Origin of the sequence: Bacillus sp. JJ1521 (assembly GCF_036965165.1) — a bacterium.
GTDB lineage: Bacteria > Bacillota > Bacilli > Bacillales > Bacillaceae_L > Ferdinandcohnia.
Genome location: NZ_JBALOX010000140.1, coordinates 1 through 18,931, shown reverse-complemented (window position 1 = coordinate 18,931; position 18,931 = coordinate 1). Strand labels below are relative to the sequence as shown.

At 36.5% G+C, this 18,931-nt stretch carries 19 protein-coding genes and 3 riboswitches; of the genes, 5 read left to right on the top strand and 14 right to left on the bottom strand.

Features of this window, described 5'->3' with window-relative positions; genetic code table 11:
- The first annotated feature begins 14 nt into the window (after window positions 1-14).
- The gene (locus V7147_RS18040) at window positions 15-1,547 is read left to right on the top strand and encodes a glycine betaine uptake BCCT transporter (protein WP_335369220.1); all 1,533 of its coding nucleotides are present in this window, start codon (window positions 15-17) and stop codon (window positions 1,545-1,547) included.
- Between the two features lie 146 nt (window positions 1,548-1,693).
- Complete coding sequence (locus tag V7147_RS18035; protein WP_335369219.1) at window positions 1,694-2,596, top strand: EamA family transporter; 903 nt, start codon at window positions 1,694-1,696, stop codon at window positions 2,594-2,596.
- Between the two features lie 62 nt (window positions 2,597-2,658).
- On the opposite strand, the gene V7147_RS18030 is transcribed toward V7147_RS18035, so the two are convergent.
- Complete coding sequence (locus tag V7147_RS18030) at window positions 2,659-2,997, bottom strand: zinc ribbon domain-containing protein YjdM (RefSeq protein WP_335369218.1); 339 nt, start codon at window positions 2,995-2,997, stop codon at window positions 2,659-2,661.
- A 201-nt stretch (window positions 2,998-3,198) separates the two neighbouring features.
- Here V7147_RS18030 and V7147_RS18025 point away from each other — a divergent pair, with 201 nt between their 5' ends.
- Window positions 3,199-4,074 (top strand): LysM peptidoglycan-binding and 3D domain-containing protein, encoded by an 876-nt coding sequence (locus V7147_RS18025; protein ID WP_335369217.1) that lies wholly within the window; start codon window positions 3,199-3,201, stop codon window positions 4,072-4,074.
- A gap of 120 nt (window positions 4,075-4,194) precedes the next feature.
- Here the strand turns inward: V7147_RS18025 and V7147_RS18020 are convergent, their stop codons facing one another.
- From V7147_RS18020 to V7147_RS17965, 12 genes are all read right to left on the bottom strand, one after another.
- A complete protein-coding gene (locus tag V7147_RS18020) occupies window positions 4,195-4,734 on the bottom strand; it encodes a VUT family protein (RefSeq protein ID WP_335369216.1) in 540 nt (179 codons plus the stop codon).
- 4 nt (window positions 4,735-4,738) lie between these two features.
- Window positions 4,739-5,401, bottom strand: a complete 663-nt coding sequence (gene queC / locus V7147_RS18015; protein WP_335369215.1) for a 7-cyano-7-deazaguanine synthase QueC — start codon at window positions 5,399-5,401, stop codon at window positions 4,739-4,741.
- A 52-nt stretch (window positions 5,402-5,453) separates the two neighbouring features.
- Window positions 5,454-5,497: riboswitch (PreQ1 riboswitch) on the bottom strand.
- Window positions 5,498-5,509: 12 nt separating this feature from the next.
- On the bottom strand, window positions 5,510-6,010 hold the full coding sequence (queF, locus tag V7147_RS18010; RefSeq protein ID WP_335369214.1) for a preQ(1) synthase: 501 nt from the start codon (window positions 6,008-6,010) through the stop codon (window positions 5,510-5,512).
- Window positions 6,011-6,132: 122 nt separating this feature from the next.
- A riboswitch (PreQ1 riboswitch) is annotated at window positions 6,133-6,179 on the bottom strand.
- A gap of 78 nt (window positions 6,180-6,257) precedes the next feature.
- Window positions 6,258-7,067: a fumarylacetoacetate hydrolase family protein gene (locus V7147_RS18005; RefSeq protein ID WP_335369213.1), complete on the bottom strand. Its 810-nt coding sequence runs from the start codon at window positions 7,065-7,067 to the stop codon at window positions 6,258-6,260.
- Window positions 7,068-7,159: 92 nt separating this feature from the next.
- A complete protein-coding gene (locus V7147_RS18000) occupies window positions 7,160-8,455 on the bottom strand; it encodes a CitMHS family transporter (RefSeq protein WP_335369212.1) in 1,296 nt (431 codons plus the stop codon).
- 166 nt (window positions 8,456-8,621) lie between these two features.
- Window positions 8,622-9,305 (bottom strand): response regulator, encoded by a 684-nt coding sequence (locus tag V7147_RS17995; RefSeq protein WP_335369211.1) that lies wholly within the window; start codon window positions 9,303-9,305, stop codon window positions 8,622-8,624.
- Window positions 9,298-10,905, bottom strand: a complete 1,608-nt coding sequence (locus tag V7147_RS17990) for a sensor histidine kinase (protein WP_335369210.1) — start codon at window positions 10,903-10,905, stop codon at window positions 9,298-9,300. The genes V7147_RS17995 and V7147_RS17990 overlap by 8 nt, the downstream gene beginning before the upstream one ends.
- A gap of 361 nt (window positions 10,906-11,266) precedes the next feature.
- A complete protein-coding gene (locus tag V7147_RS17985) occupies window positions 11,267-11,908 on the bottom strand; it encodes a response regulator transcription factor (RefSeq protein WP_335369209.1) in 642 nt (213 codons plus the stop codon).
- A 5-nt stretch (window positions 11,909-11,913) separates the two neighbouring features.
- On the bottom strand, window positions 11,914-13,461 hold the full coding sequence (locus V7147_RS17980) for a sensor histidine kinase (RefSeq protein ID WP_335369208.1): 1,548 nt from the start codon (window positions 13,459-13,461) through the stop codon (window positions 11,914-11,916).
- Window positions 13,462-13,603: 142 nt separating this feature from the next.
- Window positions 13,604-14,716, bottom strand: a complete 1,113-nt coding sequence (locus V7147_RS17975) for a DUF5305 family protein (RefSeq protein WP_335369207.1) — start codon at window positions 14,714-14,716, stop codon at window positions 13,604-13,606.
- A gap of 14 nt (window positions 14,717-14,730) precedes the next feature.
- On the bottom strand, window positions 14,731-15,144 hold the full coding sequence (locus V7147_RS17970) for a hypothetical protein (RefSeq protein ID WP_335369206.1): 414 nt from the start codon (window positions 15,142-15,144) through the stop codon (window positions 14,731-14,733).
- Window positions 15,145-15,201: 57 nt separating this feature from the next.
- A riboswitch (cyclic di-GMP riboswitch) is annotated at window positions 15,202-15,283 on the bottom strand.
- A gap of 174 nt (window positions 15,284-15,457) precedes the next feature.
- Window positions 15,458-16,063: a hypothetical protein gene (locus V7147_RS17965; protein ID WP_335369205.1), complete on the bottom strand. Its 606-nt coding sequence runs from the start codon at window positions 16,061-16,063 to the stop codon at window positions 15,458-15,460.
- A 277-nt stretch (window positions 16,064-16,340) separates the two neighbouring features.
- Here V7147_RS17965 and V7147_RS17960 point away from each other — a divergent pair, with 277 nt between their 5' ends.
- Window positions 16,341-17,444: a signal peptidase I gene (locus V7147_RS17960; RefSeq protein ID WP_335369204.1), complete on the top strand. Its 1,104-nt coding sequence runs from the start codon at window positions 16,341-16,343 to the stop codon at window positions 17,442-17,444.
- 200 nt (window positions 17,445-17,644) lie between these two features.
- Here V7147_RS17960 and V7147_RS17955 read toward each other — a convergent pair whose 3' ends face one another.
- Complete coding sequence (locus tag V7147_RS17955; RefSeq protein ID WP_335369203.1) at window positions 17,645-18,142, bottom strand: LURP-one-related/scramblase family protein; 498 nt, start codon at window positions 18,140-18,142, stop codon at window positions 17,645-17,647.
- 247 nt (window positions 18,143-18,389) lie between these two features.
- On the opposite strand from V7147_RS17955, the gene V7147_RS17950 reads away from it, so the two are divergent.
- A complete protein-coding gene (locus tag V7147_RS17950; protein WP_335369202.1) occupies window positions 18,390-18,839 on the top strand; it encodes a GNAT family N-acetyltransferase in 450 nt (149 codons plus the stop codon).
- The last annotated feature ends 92 nt before the right edge of the window (window positions 18,840-18,931 follow it).

Here is an 18,931-nt window from a genome sequence, read left to right as displayed (position 1 = left end):
ATTAGGAGGTTCCCATGGCTAGAAAAAGTCAAAACGGATCAAGCGTTTTTATTATTTCATTAATCCTTACCCTTATCTTTATTATATGGGGTGTCTTTTTTACAGATAATCTTGCTCATGTCACCGATATTATCTATAACGGTTCCATTGATTACCTCGGCTGGGTATATCTTGGTGCAACCTTATTCTTTGTGATTTTCTCTGTTTATTTATTGTTTTCGAGATATGGTGATATTCGACTAGGTAAAAAAACGGACCGACCTGATTTCAATACCGCATCTTGGCTTGCAATGTTGTTCGGCGCCGGGATGGGTATAGGAATTGTATATTGGGGTGTTGCCGAACCAGTCACCCATTACACAAATCCTCCATTTGGTGAACCCTATACAGTTGGCGCAGCCAATACCGCAATGAAATATACCTTTTTTCATTGGGGCCTGGACCCATGGGCAATCTACACTGTTATTGGTTTAGCCCTTGCTTTTTTTCAATATAACAAAAAACTTCCTGCATCCGTTAGTTCGGCATTCTATCCAATGCTGGGTGATCGAATTTATGGACCAATTGGGAAGACCATTGACATCCTGTCCATTTTTGCAACAGTTTTCGGTATTGCAACATCCTTAGGTCTTGGTGCTATGCAAGTTACGGCCGGAATGCATGACTTATTCGGCATTCCTAATGGGTTATTCGTCCAGCTAATTGTGATTGCAGTCGCAACAGTTATTTTTACAATCTCGATTAATACAGGCTTAGAGAGAGGAATCCAATACTTATCAAATGCAGCGATGATTATATCTTTTGCGATTATGCTGCTGATTTTTATTATTGGTCCATCCATGACTATTATAAAAGTCTTTTTTAATACATCAGGTCTCTATATTAGTGATTTTCTTCAGATGAGTTTAAGACTTAATCCCTTTGGTGAAGGAGAATGGATTGCATCATGGACGTTGTTTTATTGGGCATGGTGGATCGCCTGGGCTCCATTTGTTGGCATGTTCATTGCCCGAGTTTCGAAAGGAAGAACAGTTAGAGAGTTTGTGATTGGCGTGTTGATTTTTCCTACCCTCGGAACATGCCTTTGGATGTCGGTATTCGGCGGTTCCGCATTAGAACTTGTTCAAAACACAGGAAATCATGACCTTGCAGCCAAAATTACTGAAGACGTCTCATTGTCTATTTTTACATTCTTTGATTATCTCCCAATAAGTTCTATGTTAAGTATTTTAGGGTTTGCTGTCGTGGTCATTTATTATATAACAGTTGCTGACACTGCCACTTTTGTATTAGGCATGTTAAGTGAAGGTGGTACATTAAATCCTTCAAATAAAATTAAAGTAACCTGGGGTGTTATTCAATCAGCTTTAGCTGCTGTACTACTCTTAGCTGGGGGATTGGAGGTATTGCAAACGGCCTCCATCGCAGCTGCCCTTCCTTTTGCGATTATCTTGATCATCATGTCCTTCTCACTATTGAAAGGTTTAAAAAGTGAAGTTGAAGTACAAAGAGGCAATAAAAGTATGACGCGTTCAATAAAGAACTGAAACATCAAAAATCTCCTTGATGGAATGAAGATCAAGGAGATTTTTAATTTGGATCATTTCCAAAATGAACCTTCTGAAAGTGGCCAACCAATCCCGTCGTGTATGCTATAATAGTTTAATAGTTTTGAACAGCAGGAGGTTTCATAATGAAAAAAAATAAAGGCATCTTATTCGTACTATTAGGTGCTGGATGTTTCGGTTTTACACCGATATTTGCAAAATTAGGGTTCAGCCATGGCTATTCACTTGGCCAAATTAATATCGTTCAAATGATCATTTCCTCGTTATTATTATGGTCCATCACTCTCATTAAACGCCCAAGCTTTAAAGGACTAAACAAAAAGAATATTCCTCAAATTATGATAACCGGTTGTTTTATCGGATTAACAAGTATCTTTTACTATGGTTCAATGCAATATCTGCCAGCTTCATTGGCCATTATTTTAATGTTTCAATTCGTTTGGATCGGCATTATTTTAGAATGGATTTTCAGCAAAATAAAACCTTCCCCTTTAACGATTTTTTCAATTGTTATCATTTTGATTGGAGTCTTTTTTGCTTCAAATATCGTAAATGGTGACATTCAGGGACTACCTTTTAAAGGTTTCTTATTTGGTATTCTTTCTGCATTCACTTATGCGGGATTTATTTTTTTCAGTGGAAAAGTCGCTGTAGAAGTGGATCCATTGGCCAGAACCTCTTTAATGGCAACAGGATCCACCATTTTAATTCTTGTCCTATTCATGCGTGACATACCGTCCGTACTGCCACTGGAGGCAAACTTATTCACGGCTGCTCTTGGTGTTTCGCTATTTGGAGCAGTTCTTCCCCCACTCTTTTTCGCCGTGGGCTCACCATTGGTTACGGGTGGAATCGCCAATATATTAACATCGGTTGAATTACCGGTTGCCATCCTTTCAGCCAGCCTTATTTTGTCGGAAACGGTGACGGGACTACAGTGGTTAGGCACAGCTATTATATTAGTAGCGATTGTGTTAAATGAACTTGGTGGTAGGCTTTATAAAGCCAGGAGACATGTAGAAGGGTAAAATTTTTGGGTGAATTCAAAAAAGCGTCAAAGACATTAATCTCGTCTTTAACGCTTTTTTGCTTACTTTTTAACAAACTCGGATTTTAATTGCATTGCTCCAAAACCTTCTATTTTGCAATCGATGTTGTGGTCACCTTCTACCAATCGGATACTTTTTACTTTGGTACCTTGCTTTAATGTGGATGAACTTCCTTTTACCTTAAGGTCTTTAATGACTGTTACCGTATCTCCATCATTTAATACATTCCCATTTGCATCCTTAACTACCTTTTTATCTTCATTGTTTTCTACTTCTGATCCCAAAGTCCATTCATTTCCGCATATTGGACAGACCAAAAGTGTTCCATCCTCATAAGTATATTCGGAATTACATTTTGGACAATTTGGTAGATTACTCATAACATATCTCCCCCATTAGTAAATTTTGAAATCTTCCATACATATTAGCATACATTATATTACGTTAATTACTACTAGAAATACTTTTGCAATATAATTGCCACGGATGTTACCAATTTAATACCTCCCTGTTCTTTTTCTGAGAAAAATCTATGTTACGATGGTTGAAAGTTAGCAACAAAGAACATGGAGGGTAAAAGAATGCTTAAAAAAATGGTTTCAATTTTGGCGGGTACTGTACTCTCAGTAACAGTAAGTGCTAATGTACAAGCTTCAACAACCACGGTACAAAAAGGAGATACACTTTGGGATCTATCCCGAGCAAACAATACATCTGTAGAAAATATCAAAATGCTTAACCAGCTTACAACAGACCTCATCCGCCCTGGAGATGAACTGATTATTGTACCAGAAAAACAATATACGGTTCAATTAGGTGACACATTATGGGACATCGCCCAGGACCATCAGGTTACTGTTTCACAAATAACAGAATGGAACCAAATACATACTGATCCTGACCTGATCCATCCTGGATTAAATCTAGTAATCTTTGAAGGTGTAAAAAATAGTGCCGTCGCTGTTCCGGAAAAAACTGTACAGACTGTTGCAGCATCACCAAAGGTCAATACAAGTGCGGAACCAGCTGTTGAAACACAAAAGGAAACGCCAGCTGCTGCTCCCGCTGTTGAAACACAAAAAGAAACGCCAGTTGCTGTACCAGCAACTAAAGCAACTAACACTACGACAGCTGCAGCGCCCGCTACTGATAACAGTAATGCAAGTTCTAAGGAAATTACAGTGACAGCCACAGCTTATACGGCTACATGTGAAGGATGTTCTGGAATTACATCGACTGGAATTAACCTACTAGAAAACCCTAATGCAAAGGTAATCTCAGTTGACCCATCTGTTATTCCACTTGGTAGTAAAGTCCATGTAGAAGGATATGGCGAGGCAATTGCCGGAGATACGGGTGGTGCGATTAAAGGAAATAAAATTGATATTTTTATTCCTTCTAAACAAGATGCCATCAACTTCGGTGTAAGACAAGTAAAAGTAACTATTTTAGACTGACCAAATTCACATTTATTATGAATCAAATAAAGCCACTGCAAAACTTTTACGTTCAAGTTTTTGCAGTGGCTTTTCCGTCATTTAGGTTGTTAAGTAACCCCCGACAATCTCAGCTTACTCTTATGCTTCTTTTGCGTTATCCAATCCATTCATTCTGACTTGACTCAAAATCAGAGCTCCGATCATTTGAATGATCGTCTTAACAATAATTTGCCCTAATATAGCCGCTGGTACAGCCTCCCAAGGCAGGATATTGGCTCCCAATGGACTTAAGCCAACAATCACGAAAATAACAGAGTCGAGAAATCCTCCAACAATTCCGCTGTAGAATACGCGCCAAGCTATTGGTAGTTTCAATCTTGAATAAATTTCTGTATCAGCTGATTCAGAGACAACAAATGAAATGGCCGATGCCACCACAATTAATAATGTATCCCCAAGCATAAATGAAACCAATCCTGATAAGATTAAGGCTATAAAAATAAATAAATATGTTTTTGTTCTACCATATTTATTTTGCACTAGATCCCGAAGGATAAAGGTTGCTCCAACCAACAGCGTTCCCATTGGAACAATAAAAATTCCAAACTGCAATGGTGCTAATGCTGCCGTTACCACATTCGCGGCAACAATAGATATTAAGTAAAATAGTATTCTCATAATATTACCCCTCTATATTTGATTTCTCCAAAAATTCATCAAGCCCTTTTTTTCGTAGTTTACAAGCTGGGCATTCACCACAGCCATCTGCGATTACACCGTTATAGCAAGTTAACGTTCTTTCCCGAACAAACTCAAGTGCCCCAAGCTGATCAGCAAGCTCCCATGTCTGTGCCTTATTAAGCCACATCAATGGTGTTTCAATCACAAAAGTATCGTCCATCGATAAATTTAACGTTACATTTAAAGATTTCATAAAAATATCTCGGCAATCAGGATATCCGCTAAAATCTGTTTCACTTACTCCTGTAACGATATGCTTTGCCCCTACTTGACGCGCTAAAACCCCTGCAAATGAAAGGAAGAGTAGATTTCGACCAGGAACGAAAGTCGAAGGTAGCTCGCCGTTTGCTCCCTCTTCTACTCTAATATCTTGCCGTGTCAATGCATTCGGAGCAAGCTGATTCAGAAGCGACATATCAAGAATGTGATGTTTGACACCAAGTTCTGCTGCTATATCCTTCGCACATTGGATTTCAAGACGATGCTTTTGACCATAATCAAAAGTCACTGCTTCAACCTCTCCAAAATGTTCCTTTGCCCAAAACAGACATGTTGTACTATCTTGACCTCCACTAAACACAACGATTGCTTTTTCCCGTTTCATAGTCAAAACCACCTTATAACGAAAAAAACAGCACCCTAAGAAAAAGTGCTGTATCTTCTTAGTTTTTTAAAGAGGGTAGCTAAAAACCTCTTTCTTATTTAAATTTTCTTATCGATTATCGATTTTTTCTGGATTTAAATCATGGTTCATTAAACGATAATGCGCCATCTCTTCATACCTCGTTCCAGGCTTCCCATAGTTACACCATGGATCAATCGAGATGCCTCCACGTGGAGTAAATTTCCCCCAAACCTCGATATATCTTGGATCAAGTAAGTTAATTAAATCGTTCATAATGATATTGACGCAATCCTCATGGAAATCACCATGATTTCGAAAACTAAATAAATATAACTTTAGTGATTTACTTTCAACAATTTTTTGATTTGGAATATATGAAATATACATCGTTGCAAAATCAGGTTGATGTGTAAGTGGACACAGGCTAGTGAATTCAGGGCAATTAAACTTCACAAAATAATCCCGATTTGAATGAAGATTATCCACTGCTTCAAGTACCTCTGGTGCATAATCAAATGAATATTGTGTATTTTGATTACCCAATAGGGTTAAATCCTTTAAGCCTTCTTCTTGGTTTCGGCCAGACATAAAAATACCTCCTTGTAAATGTATCCCAACACTTTTCAAGAGAGGCTCCGCCAAACATTCTATAAAAAAACGTATGTAACAAACAAAAAGCCACATCCGATTATGGACATGGCATTTGTCATGTTTCCATAGTTTTTTATAGAGGGTATCAGCTATGAACCTCTCCTAGCCCGGGCATTCTTTACTACATCATAATATATATTATAAAGGTGGGAACGTCAAATGGAAATTTTTATAATTCCCATCTTTACACTTTTCTTACGTAATTTCGCAGTTTCCCAATGTTCTCAACTTCCACAGTTACTACGTCTCCCGACTCCATTGGACAGCTGCCAGATGGTGAGCCTGTAGCTATAACATCACCTGGCTCCAAAGTCATAACCTTCGAAATCCAACTGATAAGGAATGGAATGGAAAACGACATCTGATTCGTATTGCCATCTTGTACGACTTTTCCGTTTAAAGTCGTAACAATTTGTAAATTAGTTGGATCTAATCCTGTCACAATCCACGGCCCCAGCGGCCCAAATGTATCGAAACCTTTGCCTCGTGTAAATTGGGGATCTTTTTTAGTCAGATCTCTTGCAGTTACATCATTAAAGATTGTACAACCAAAAACATAATCCAAAGCATCTTCTTCTTTAATATTTTTCCCACGTTTTCCAATAATGAGTGCGACTTCACCCTCTAATTCCACCTGATTCGTTAAACTTGTTGGGGGAAGAATGATTTCACCCTCAGTTGGAATCAAAGAAGTTGAAGGTTTTAAAAATAAAAAAGGTTCTTTGAGATTTGCCTTTCCACCAGTTTCTGTCGCGTGCCCAGCATATGTCCAACCAAAATTAATTATCTTTTGGGGCTTTACAGGCTCCACTATCTTCACATCTTCAATCTTCACTCTTACACGATCAAACGTGATCTCATTGTTTATGATTTCATCAAAGCTACTAGATAACTGTAAAATTTCCTTATCTTCAACAATCCCATAGTATATTTGACCCTTTTGATTCTGATAACGAACGACCGTTTGTGTTCTTTGTAATACCTTCATTTTCATTAATGAAACATCTCCATATATCTTTTTCCTACTACAAACAAACCAAAAGCCCCAATGAAGGAGCTTTTATCATACTTTTTATATATATCTTATTAAAATGGAATAATCGAAAGAGCAACCGCCACTATAATCATGACTGCAGTGGAACAACATGCCCATTTCAAGAAGCCGCGCTGTAGGTCCCCAAAATCCTCGCCAACCATTCCCACTAATAAATAAGTAGAAGGAACAAGTGGACTTAATAAATGGACTGGTTGCCCTAATAGTGATGCCCTTCCAATCATAGCAGGATCAATCCCATACACGCTAGCTGCTTTTGCAAGCAATGGCAAAACTCCATAATAGAATGCATCATTTGACATAAAAAATGTTAAAGGCGCACTAATAACCGCGGTAAAAATAGCTAAATGTGAACCCATGGCATCAGGTATATGAGAAATCATAACGTTTGCCATTTCGTCCACCATTGCCGTACCTGTCAGAATACCTGTAAAAATCCCCGCAGCAAAAACCATGGATACAACGGATAAGGCATTATCCGCATAGTGCATAACCCGTTCTTTTTGCTCTTTTACATTCGGGTAATTAAATGTAATGGCAATGGCAAAACCTATCATAAACAAGACGGTAGTAGGCAGTAGCTCTTGAATAAGAGCAATCAATAGCATGATTGTTATCAGATAGTTTACTAGAATTAATTTTGGACGTTTCAGATGAGCATCCTCAGCAGTTGCCGCTGCCTCCTGTGGCAATGTGCTATAATCAATTTCTAATACACCAATACGTTTACGTTCTTTTCGACCAAGGATGTAGGCCATTATTAGAACAAACACTACACCACCAATCATAGCTGGGATAACCGGTGTAAAGATATCCCCCATTTCAAGGTGTAATGCCGTCATAGCCCTTGCAGTAGGCCCTCCCCAAGGAAGTAGATTCATTACCCCTGAAGCAGAAACAGCTATACCCGCTAGGACCAATGGTTTCATTCCTATCCGTTTGTATAACGGAAGCATCGCGGAAATGGTAATCATATACGTAGTTGTTCCATCTCCATCAAGAGAGATAAATAGGGCAAGTGCAGCTGTTCCAACTGCGATTTTTACTGGATCCCCTTTTACAACCTTTAAGATAATTCGAATAATCGGATCAAATACTCCCGCATCAATCATAATTCCAAAAAACAGGATTGCAAATAAAATCATAATTCCTGTTGGTGCTACACTTCTTATTCCTTCTAATGCCATAGGTCCCATTTCTTTTCCAAACCCACCCATTAAGGCAAATATAATTGGAATCACAATAAGAGCAATCATGGCAGATAAACGTCTGGTCATAATTAAAACCAGAAAAGTAATAATCATTAAAAATCCTAAAATAGCTAACATTGTCGTCACCCCTTTGTAAGTAAATTAATAATAATCAAAAATATTTTCTATGAAAACGTTACCAAAATAAAGTTATTATCGTATATTAACTAGTATTTAGTACATATTGTTCACAGGGGGATTTTTCCACATAAAAAAGGAAGATTGCACTTTTTCGCAATCCCCCTTACTCCGGGAAATACTTTCTTTCTGGTCTTCCCACAACTCCATATATAACTTCCGTTTTTGCCTCTTTTATCGATGACAGGTATTCTAAATATCGTCTTGCAGTAATTCGTGATGCTCCGATTTCCTTACCAACCTCTTCAGCAGAAAGCCCTTCTCTTTTCTCAAAAAGAACAGCTTTCACCTTCCTTAAGGTTATTTCATCAATTCCCTTAGGCAATCCCCTACTCTTTCCATCTGTATCTTGTTTTCCTTTTCCAAAAAGGAAATCAACATACGTTTGATTTACCTCTTGTTTGGAGATCAATAAGGAATACTTTTTTAAAAAATCTAAGATTACCTCATTAAATCGTTCCCTGGTAACCGGTTTGATTAGATAATGCTCAACACCATAACTTAGTGCTTTTTCAATGATGGTCTTATCAGTTGCTGCTGTAATCATGATAATCCCCATTTTAGGGAAATCTTCTCGAATGATGGGCAGCATCTCAGCCCCCAGCATATCCGGCAGATACACGTCCAGTAGTAATAAATCAGGCTGTTCCGAATGAAGTAATCGGAGGGTTTCTTCCCCATTTATTGTCTTTCCAATGACCTCAAAATCCTTGAATTTCATTAAATACTTTTCATGAATATCTGCAATTCGAAAATCGTCTTCTGCTATAACTACCTTAATTTTATTCACTCTTTTCCTCCTCTGGCGGGTTCTTTGGAAGATAAACTGTAAATATAGTTCCACTATTCGGTGCACTTTGAACTTCAATCATACCATTCATTTCCAAAGCAGCCTCCTCCGCATTCGAAAGACCATATCCTCTTAATTCCGACCCGCTTTTTGTTGTAAACCCCTTTTGAAAAAGAAGTGGTATTTCTTGTTCGCTCATACCCTTCCCGTTGTCTGCAATTTCAAAGATAATGTCACTTCCGATATCAGTAGTGGCGAATTTTACTGTAGGGGATTCCACATCATAAACAGCTTCAAAAGCGTTATCAATTAAATTACCAAGGATTATAATTAAATTTGACAGCTTAACATGAGGCGGCAACGGTTCTAAATAACTATCAGATGCGATTTCAAACTTGATCTTCTTTTCCGATGCTTTTCCTAATTTCCCCAAAATGATGGCTTGAGTTTTCGTATCTTTTATCTGATTAAAAACAACAGAGTTTTGAATTTGGACCGTTTTTGTTTCTGTTTTTATCATGTCAATTGCTTGCTCATATTCACCAAGCTGAAGCAGTCCTAACAGCACGTATAATTTATTGGTAAATTCATGTGTTTGTGCACGAAGATCTTCAGAATAGCTTTTTACTTCCGAGATTGTATTTACCATGTGTGTAATTTCAGTTTTGTCACGGAATGACGCAACCACCCCACTAATTTTGTGCTCATCAATGAGAGGTGTAATGTTCACAATAACCGTTTTCTTATTCCAATTCATTTCTTTATCGATTTGGGGAATTCCGGTTCTTAATACTTCATAAAGATCCTTACTTGGAAACAGACCATCCACTTTCAAATGACGAACCGAACCATGAATGTTTAATAGCTTTTTAGCTGGTTGATTCATTGACGTGATAAACCCTTCTTGGTCAATAGCCAAAATCCCTTCTTTAACGGCATGCAAGATTGCTTTTTTTTCTTTATATAGCCTGGCGATTTCGGACGGCTCAAGCCCCATTGTATCCTTACGAATGTTACGACCAAGGATGAAACTACCAATCACTGATATGATTAGTGCAAGAAGCGAAACATATAGAACCTTACTTATATTGTTCATGATTTGTTGATGAATATCCTCTAATAAAAACCCTACGGACACAATTCCAATAATTTCACCTTTTTGATTGAAAATAGGGGATTTTCCTCTTATTGATTGACCAAGTGAACCCTTTGACTTGGACACATAATACTCCCCTCTTTGAAGTGCTCTTTCGTTATCTCCGCCCTTCATTTTTTTCCCTATCATTGATTTTAATGGATGGGAATATCTAGTTCCACTCTTATCCCCTATGACAACAAATTCTGCACCTGTTTCTTTGCGAATCCTTTCAGCAATGAGTTGAATCTCGTCTGTCGATTCTTTTGTTTCCAACGCTGTAATGATTGGAGGGATGAATGATACCGTTTTTGATAGCTCTAATGCCAGTCTCCCCCTATTTTCCTCTATTAGCTTACTTTCCATATAGCTAAAAAACGCTGTTAACAACAAAATTAACAATAATCCCAGTATAAAAACAAACCCAAATATTTTTTTCTGCAATGATATTCTCTTCGTTTTCATGAAGCTTCCCTTCTTTTAACAGCTTGATTTATCTACATCCATTATAACCATTACTCCCTTTATGGGACGGGTCTTAATTCATTATTAACATATAGAAAAAACCGATAAAACTCCATAATAAAAAGCAGGGAATCCATTTTTGGTTCCCTGTCGATTGTTTTTTTATTTATGAACTTTCTAAAGAAAACCCGTTTATTCCTCCGTTAATTTGATGCTGCTGAGGAGGCTGCGGCTTGGTCAGCCTTCACACAATCAATTGCGACGACATGAATCAGTTTATTATTTATATTCTATGTCTTTTCTTGGAATACCTTCTTAACGCTAAAAAGGTATGCAAACGTAGACGGTTGCATACCTTAATTCAATGTACCATATATGTTACTAGCCCCTTTGCATTGGCATATAATGCAGCTTGTGTTCTATCATGGAGACTCAATTTTGCCAAAATTTGACTCACGTGCTTTTTTACAGTGTATTCGGTTATAAACAATACCTGTGAAATATCTTTATTTGAATGCCCCTTCCCTAGTTCAATTAACACTTCCTTTTCTTTTGGGGTTAACTGTTCGATATCTCCAAGGTCATCGATAGATTCAATAGATTTCATGGCCATATCCATTACTCCAGGATCATAATACTTTCGACCCTTACCTACAATTCTTATTGCATGTATAAGCTCTTCTGGGAAAGCTTCTTTTAAAATATATCCATCTACTTCTTTTTCTTTGGCTTGCATAAAGTCCTTTTCATCTGTTGATGAGGTTAACACAACAAATTTACAATTAACTCCTTGATTCATAGCTTTTGATATTAAATCCAAACCGGATTCATTTGCTAATCGAAGATCCACTAATGCAAGGTCGGGCTTTGTTGAAGTAAAAAGTTCCATTGCCTCCCTGCTATTCGTTGCCTCTCCAAGAATCTCCATTGATCCGTCCAAACTAAGGATAGAAGTTAATCCTTTTCTAACTAAAGGATGGTCGTCAATAATTACAATTTTCATTATCCTTAAACCTCCTGACTCTCTCTGACTTTAATTAAAGGAAACCCTATATGAATCTCGGTTCCTTCGCCCTTTACCCCATTAATGTATATGGTTCCAGAATAGGAGTTGACCATATTCCTCATATTGATTAGACCAATTCCTTTTTCATTCTTGTCGGAATCAATGGTTAAATTTATTCCTTTGCCGTCGTCCTGAATAACTAATAGTAATTTCTCATCAAAAAATGACAATTTTAATTCAATAACATTACATTCACCATGCCGGACCGCATTTCCACAAGCTTCACAAATTATGCGATAGAGTGCCTGCTTTAAACCTTCTGAAGCTAATTCTTCATCTCCAAATATTTGGTAGTTAATTCTTATGTCATTTAATCTAGCGTATTCATCTAAATATTTTTTAAGATGGACAAGAAAAGGCTTTTCCCCCTTCTTCACCGAGCTTAGTCGATATATAGCTGTACGTAGTTCTTTTAACGTTGTATTTGCTGACCGTGAAAGGAACTTATACTCTTGATTCAATTCTTCCCTAGTCATATCTTTACCCTTAATCTGTAAGCTATGGAGCGCACAAACTAGACCAAACAATCTCTGAGATACACTATCATGGATTTCATTCGCAATGCGATTCTGTTCTTCAACGATAATCATTTGATCCATCATTTGATCCATATGTTTCTTCTCAAGCATTATTTCGCTTAATTCAGCTAAGTATTCAAATGGGCGATTTAATAGAAAGGTATTTTTCTCGTCATTTTCATGGGAGACCTTTACTCCTATAACCCCAACATTGTTGGCGCTTCTAATGATTTTCATTAGAAATGAATCATTGTTAATCTTGTGAGTAAACGTCTTTCTTTTCATTCGAATCTGGTTCCAATTTCCTTTTAGATAACTTTCTAATTGGTGATTATTAGTCAAATTTTCAATAAAGCTATTCTTTTGATTATGATCCGTAATCCAAAAGAATACTTCATCACTTTGTGTACATTTTTTTATAGCTAAAGTTACTTCTTCCACTAACTTATTTATACTCTTCTTAGAATTAAAATTCTCCATAAGATGGTAAAGTGACATTACATGTTCTATGGTTTGTTTATATTTTTGATTCATATCCGTCAAATTTCTATTTACATTTACCAGTTCTAACTGCTGGTTGTTTAGCAAAACCTTTTTAGCATATAACTCCTTCGTTAGATCTGAAAATAGTTTTACCAGCAATGTTGTAAGTAAACAAACTAGATAAAAATTAGATTTTTCCTGCAATAGCAAAACAATATCAATTTGAAAAAGTTGATAGGTAATTAATGTTGTGCTTCCTAGGTAGAAGGTTAAGGCTCCCCAGCAAAAATATGTTGTATGAAAGCTTGCAGCTACTAATACTGGGTTAAGAGCATACCATATAAAGGGACTTGAAATACCTCCCGTGGGAAATAGCAATAAAGTTAATCCAAGGAGTTCAGCTAGCACTGTCCACTTCAGTATTGTATTATTTTCAAAATACTTCCTTTGTATATCTGTTATTATCCAAGCAGCAACACATAGAGACAAAACCACACCAACTTTAAAGTAAAAGGGTGATTGTGGCCCTAGTAAATATAAGATAGATGTCAGGGAAAGCGAAATAAATCGAAAAACAAATACAAGATTCACTATGCTGGTAGGACCCTTTTTTAAGAATTGATAGAATATATTAACCACTAGCATACTTTTTATCACTACCTGCTATTTTTTCAGTATCCGAAACTCTATTGACCTTATCGGTTTCATAGGTATATAAATAATCCCCATCAACAATAAAATATAAAGAAATATCTCCTTTTTCATCTCTATTTGAAAAAATAGGGAGCTCCTTTTCATCGGAAATTTTTATTATTGACTTGAAAGAATCCAACACGAAAATTGATTTTTGGGTTAGATTTATTTTTTGTAAAACTGGAATAATTCTATTTGCATATCGTTTATTGATTATGTCCAGTTCAGACGTTTCATTTAAGATAGAGTTTGCTTTTAAATTTTTCCTACTATAAACCAATACTAATAATAAGAGAATTGAAAATAAGGTGCTACTTATACGTACAAAACTTAAAGTGAAAGCTTTGCCAAATATTTTTATAAAATTAGGAGCTACCTCTGAGGAAGTCACTGTAAGCATTGATGTAAAGTTTTTTTCACTAGCCAGCTGGATTTCTTCATATGAATATTGAAATACTAGCCTATCCTGCAACTGAAAATCCTCCTCGATTTCGACACCATTAATCGTCCCCTGAATATTAGGCAATACTTCAAGTGTATACTGACCTGGTACAATTCCTGTTTCTTCTTCTACTTGCTTTATAAATGCTTTAACCTGTTCAAGATCAATCTTATATGTATGATCAACTACTAATATATCTGTACCTCTCTCTTCAAATGCTTGTTTTTGTTCTAATGGGAATTTCCTCTCCCAAATATCACCTGCATTAATCAGCAATTGAACTTCATGTGTTCCCATTGCAGTAACTTGTCCTTCGGAATATATTGTTGATTTTAAATGAAAGGGAATTGCTGCCGTAATCTTTTTAAAGAATGTTTCTCCCACATCAACTGTCCCGCCGTTTGGATAAAGGATGTTTGGTGTAATCTCAGCCTTATAGTCAAAACCTGTCTCAATTTGTGCAAGATTGTCATTAATCTGGACAGTAGTTGTTGCCGGCTGCAAAAAAGAATAGATTGTAAATACGACAGATACGACCAGCAAAATTATGATAACCATGGATAGTTTGTTTTTATATCTCTTTAGCTTAATTGAAAAACCTTCTATCATTTTTAACACCTCTCTCATGTTTCACCAATTCGTTCGGGTATTGTTGATTTAATTTCAGCTCTTCCACCATCCCAGTGGATGTTTAGCTTTATCGTTCCTCCAATTCGATCCTCTAGATTACCAGGTATAACAAACTCTTTAACTCCTCCTGGTCGTATTTGATAAGAATCAATTTCAGCTGCTTCAATTATCGCTTGGTCTGGATTATCTAGTAATTCAATACTCACTATTTTTATGGAACTTTCTGTCCTATTTATGACTGTAAATCTATTATCTTTTCCATAAGTTACAGAAATAGGCGCATTTTCTTCAGTGGCAATTGATAATATTGCCTCATTCGAGATTTCAGATCTTGAAAAACTATTCGTTTGAATTAGAAGTAATGATATCGACAAAAATACTATCAAAAAAGAAAAGATTAGCTTCAAATATTCTCCCTCCCGACTTAATAAAAATGGCCTAATTAAATTGAACAACTTGTCCAAATTTAATCAGGCCGGTTGCACCAATAACTCCATACGCCCAAGGTGCCCAGATACAGGACGTATTTCACAGTTTCCATTACATAATCCATTTTACATAGTCTATTATAACTATTGTTTTCTGAAAATTTTGTTATATTATGGCATTCGTTTGTTTCTATTTTTGTAAATATTTGTAACCTTTTCTCGAAAGAAATATTAAAAGTAAAAAAAAGGAAGAATAATGGCGGACCATTTATTCTTCCTTTATCCTATCTACTTATTTTGCTTCAGTTTCTACAATGATAGATCCAAGTACTTCTTCTTGTGAAACTTTAGCGCCGCTAGGGATATTGATTTTCACTGCGACACTTCTAACATTCTGTAAACCAGAACGAACTTCTGGGCCTACATTTTCAAATACTAGAGATTTGCCTTGTTTCCCCCAAGTAGGCTCAGGAGATGCTGCTCTTGGGTTGTGTGATGTACCAAATGTAACATATTGTGCTAGGTCGCCTGTAGCGCGAACTGTTACATTCACTGTTTCAGCGGATTTGTTTCTAATTGTAAATACATGGTTCCATTGGTATTCACTATTAGGCTGAAGACCGTGGAATTGTGCTTCGCCAGTTCCACCATTAATTCCTTTACCAAATTGAAAGAAAAGTTCGCCATCCTTCATGACAGTTGTGTCATCTTTTGCCCCAGTTTTATTTTCCCATGACCAAGGTGCGTCTTTTTGGAGTGTTACTAGTGCAGTATCCGTATTAACAATTTTCAATTCTGCAGCATTTGTTACAGTTGCCTTGTTGTAAGACATTGCCGCCATCACACTCGAGATGGCTAGTAGGAACACTACCATTAATAATCCTTTTTTCATTTTCATTTTAAATTCCTCCCTTTATTTTTCCGGCTTTGTTAGCCTTCGTTATAATCCTAGTATAGAAGGTTCTACTCTTCCTTTCGTCACTCTCAAGTGTGCAATTTCCATATCATTCGTCTACTTTTGCAATCTACTTTTTACTAGTATCTTGGTCACTTTTTAGCACCCTATCATTCTACTTTCTGTAATAAAAGGTATACTTTTGTACCAGTTGAATTCTACTTTGGAAGGCTTATTCTACTTTGAATTTACAATAAAATAAATTGTGAGGAGGAATTCTATGAAATTATTTTCCAAGGTTATCAATGTACTATTAGTTTCAGTTGTTTTATGTACCTTACTTGCTGCAGTTGGTTCAGCTATCACAAAAGAGCCTGTCCTTCTAACAGTCATCCGATCAAATAGCATGTACCCTGTTTGGGAACGAGGCGACATGGTGATAGTTGAAAACCTCAATATAGAAGACAACATAAGTGAAGGGGATATTGTCTTTTTCAAAGCTGAAAAAGGAAGTCTCGCTCCAAAAGGTTGGATTGCCCATCGAGTAATAGGCGGGAATACAGAAGAAGGTTTCATTACCAAAGGTGATGCAAATAAATTTTCTGACCAAGAAGCAGATGATACTGGTCCTATTGAAAGGGAATGGATTGCCGCAAGAGCAGTGGAAATTGGTGACAATCCAATAGTTATCGATAAAATAGGCTTCTTATCCTTATGGATGGAAAAATATCAAGGCAATCCTTTGCTTTTACCAGGCTTTGCATTAATTCTTGGTATTATTATTGCAGTTGGGGAATTGAAGCCTGGACCAAAACGTAAAAAGAAAGGTAAAGGAATGGAGCTACAGCTCATCTATTTTATAGGGGGATTATCGATTTCTATTATTGTAGGTGGCACAATGATATCTTCCGGACATACCTTAAATCAAGTTTATGAAGTATCTGAACAAAGTCAGGGAGTAATGACGGGCAGTGATGTTGGTATACTTAAGGTTGGTGACTCCGTATCTCGCCCGTTATCAGAAATAAAGAATGAGGGAATCTTTCCTTTAATAGGAGTTATAACTACCAATGACAAACAAATTAAATTAAGTCATAAAAAAGTGACTTTATCAAAAGGACAGCAAATCAACACTAATTATACAGTAAATGCAAAAAAAACAGGCAAGTATAAATCAACCATTAAAGTAGGGTTATTTTATCCACTTTTACCCTCTTCGCTTATCTACTTCCTTGCCCAGAAAAGCTATTGGCTTGCGGTAGTAGGTATATCAATTATCCCGGGGTTGCCACTGATAATTTATCCATTTATTGATGGAAAAATGAGAAGAAAGACCTTCAAAGTAATTAGAAAGAAAAAGAGGAAACTACTAAGCATCTTCTAATTCTATTGGCAATTGGCTACCGTGTATTTTGCCAAAATAAAAATAAAATGTCTTTATTCAAAAAGATCTCAAATTAAAATTAAAACGAGTTATCACGATGCAGAAAACTCCATAATAAAAAGCAGGGAATCCATTTTTGGTTCCCTGTCGATTGTTTTTTTATTTATGAACTTTCTAAAGAAAACCCGTTCATTCCTCCGTTAATTTGATGCTGCTGAGGAGGCTGCGGCTTGGTCAGCCTTCACACAATCAATTGCGACGACAATCGCAATAATGATGGCTTCCATCTCTTCATTTAATATTTGAACTTTGTAGCTATCGCCCCAAGTGAACCACTCCTTGTTCACCTGACCAACGACTTTACCATGCTGCAATACCTGAAAATCCATATCCCACCAATTACCATGTACCTCAATGCCTGCAGCATCAATCGTATAGCGTGCTTTAAAAAAGGAAAACTCCTTCTTAATCGTTAACACTTCTTGACCATTCACTTCAACAAAAAACTTCGGTAAAAAACTGAACACTTTTTTCGTAATGAGCGCAACTTCATCCCTTTTTGTATTCATAATGGAGAAAGTCTTCGGGATTTTCATAAAACTTCCCTCTACATAATACACATCCTTCTCCCGCTGATCCTTTACCGTAAATTTGCCACTTAGACTAAATACCTTCTGCTTTATATAAAGTTGCTTCATTCTAATCTCCCCCTAAGAAAAAACAATTTGTATAATTATACCAAATATTCAGTAACAAACACTACTCATAGTCAAATAGAAGAACGATTTATACAGCCAAAACGTTACATTAAAAACTCCCATCTTTCAATTCTGAACAATAGTTGAAATTTATTAATAGTGGAGATGTCATAATTGATTGACTTTTCTAACCCCTGTTGTTAAAACAAAAGTAGCCGTAAAAAAAGTATGAATTCAGGAAGGACAGATGAAAATGTTATATTTAAAAATGATTACAAAGGAGAATTGGCAAGATGCTATATCTCTGCGTGTCCGTGAAGACCAGGTGAAGTTTGTTGCATCTAATGCGATATCACTGGCACAGTTAAATTTCCTTGAAAATTTCCAAGCAAAAGCAATCTATCTTGGCGACGAAATGATAGGTTTCACACTTTATGGAATTGACGAGGATGACCATGAATACTGGATTTATCGGATGATGATCGATCAGAAACATCAAGGCAAAGGATATGGAAAACAGGCAATTAAACTGGTGATAGACGATATAAGAAATATAAAAAAAGATCACCATCAAACGATCACACTATCTTATGAACCTACTAATGAACACGCAAAACGTGTCTATGAGAAAATCGGCTTTCAAGAAATAGATGGGCTTCTTATCGGTGGCGAACAGGTGTCCCGATATACGTTTTAAAATAGGCAATTCTGCCGTTATATCGATGATTTACCAACAGAATTAAACCATTATATTTATGGCTAGTTTTTTACAAAACTAGCCATAAATAT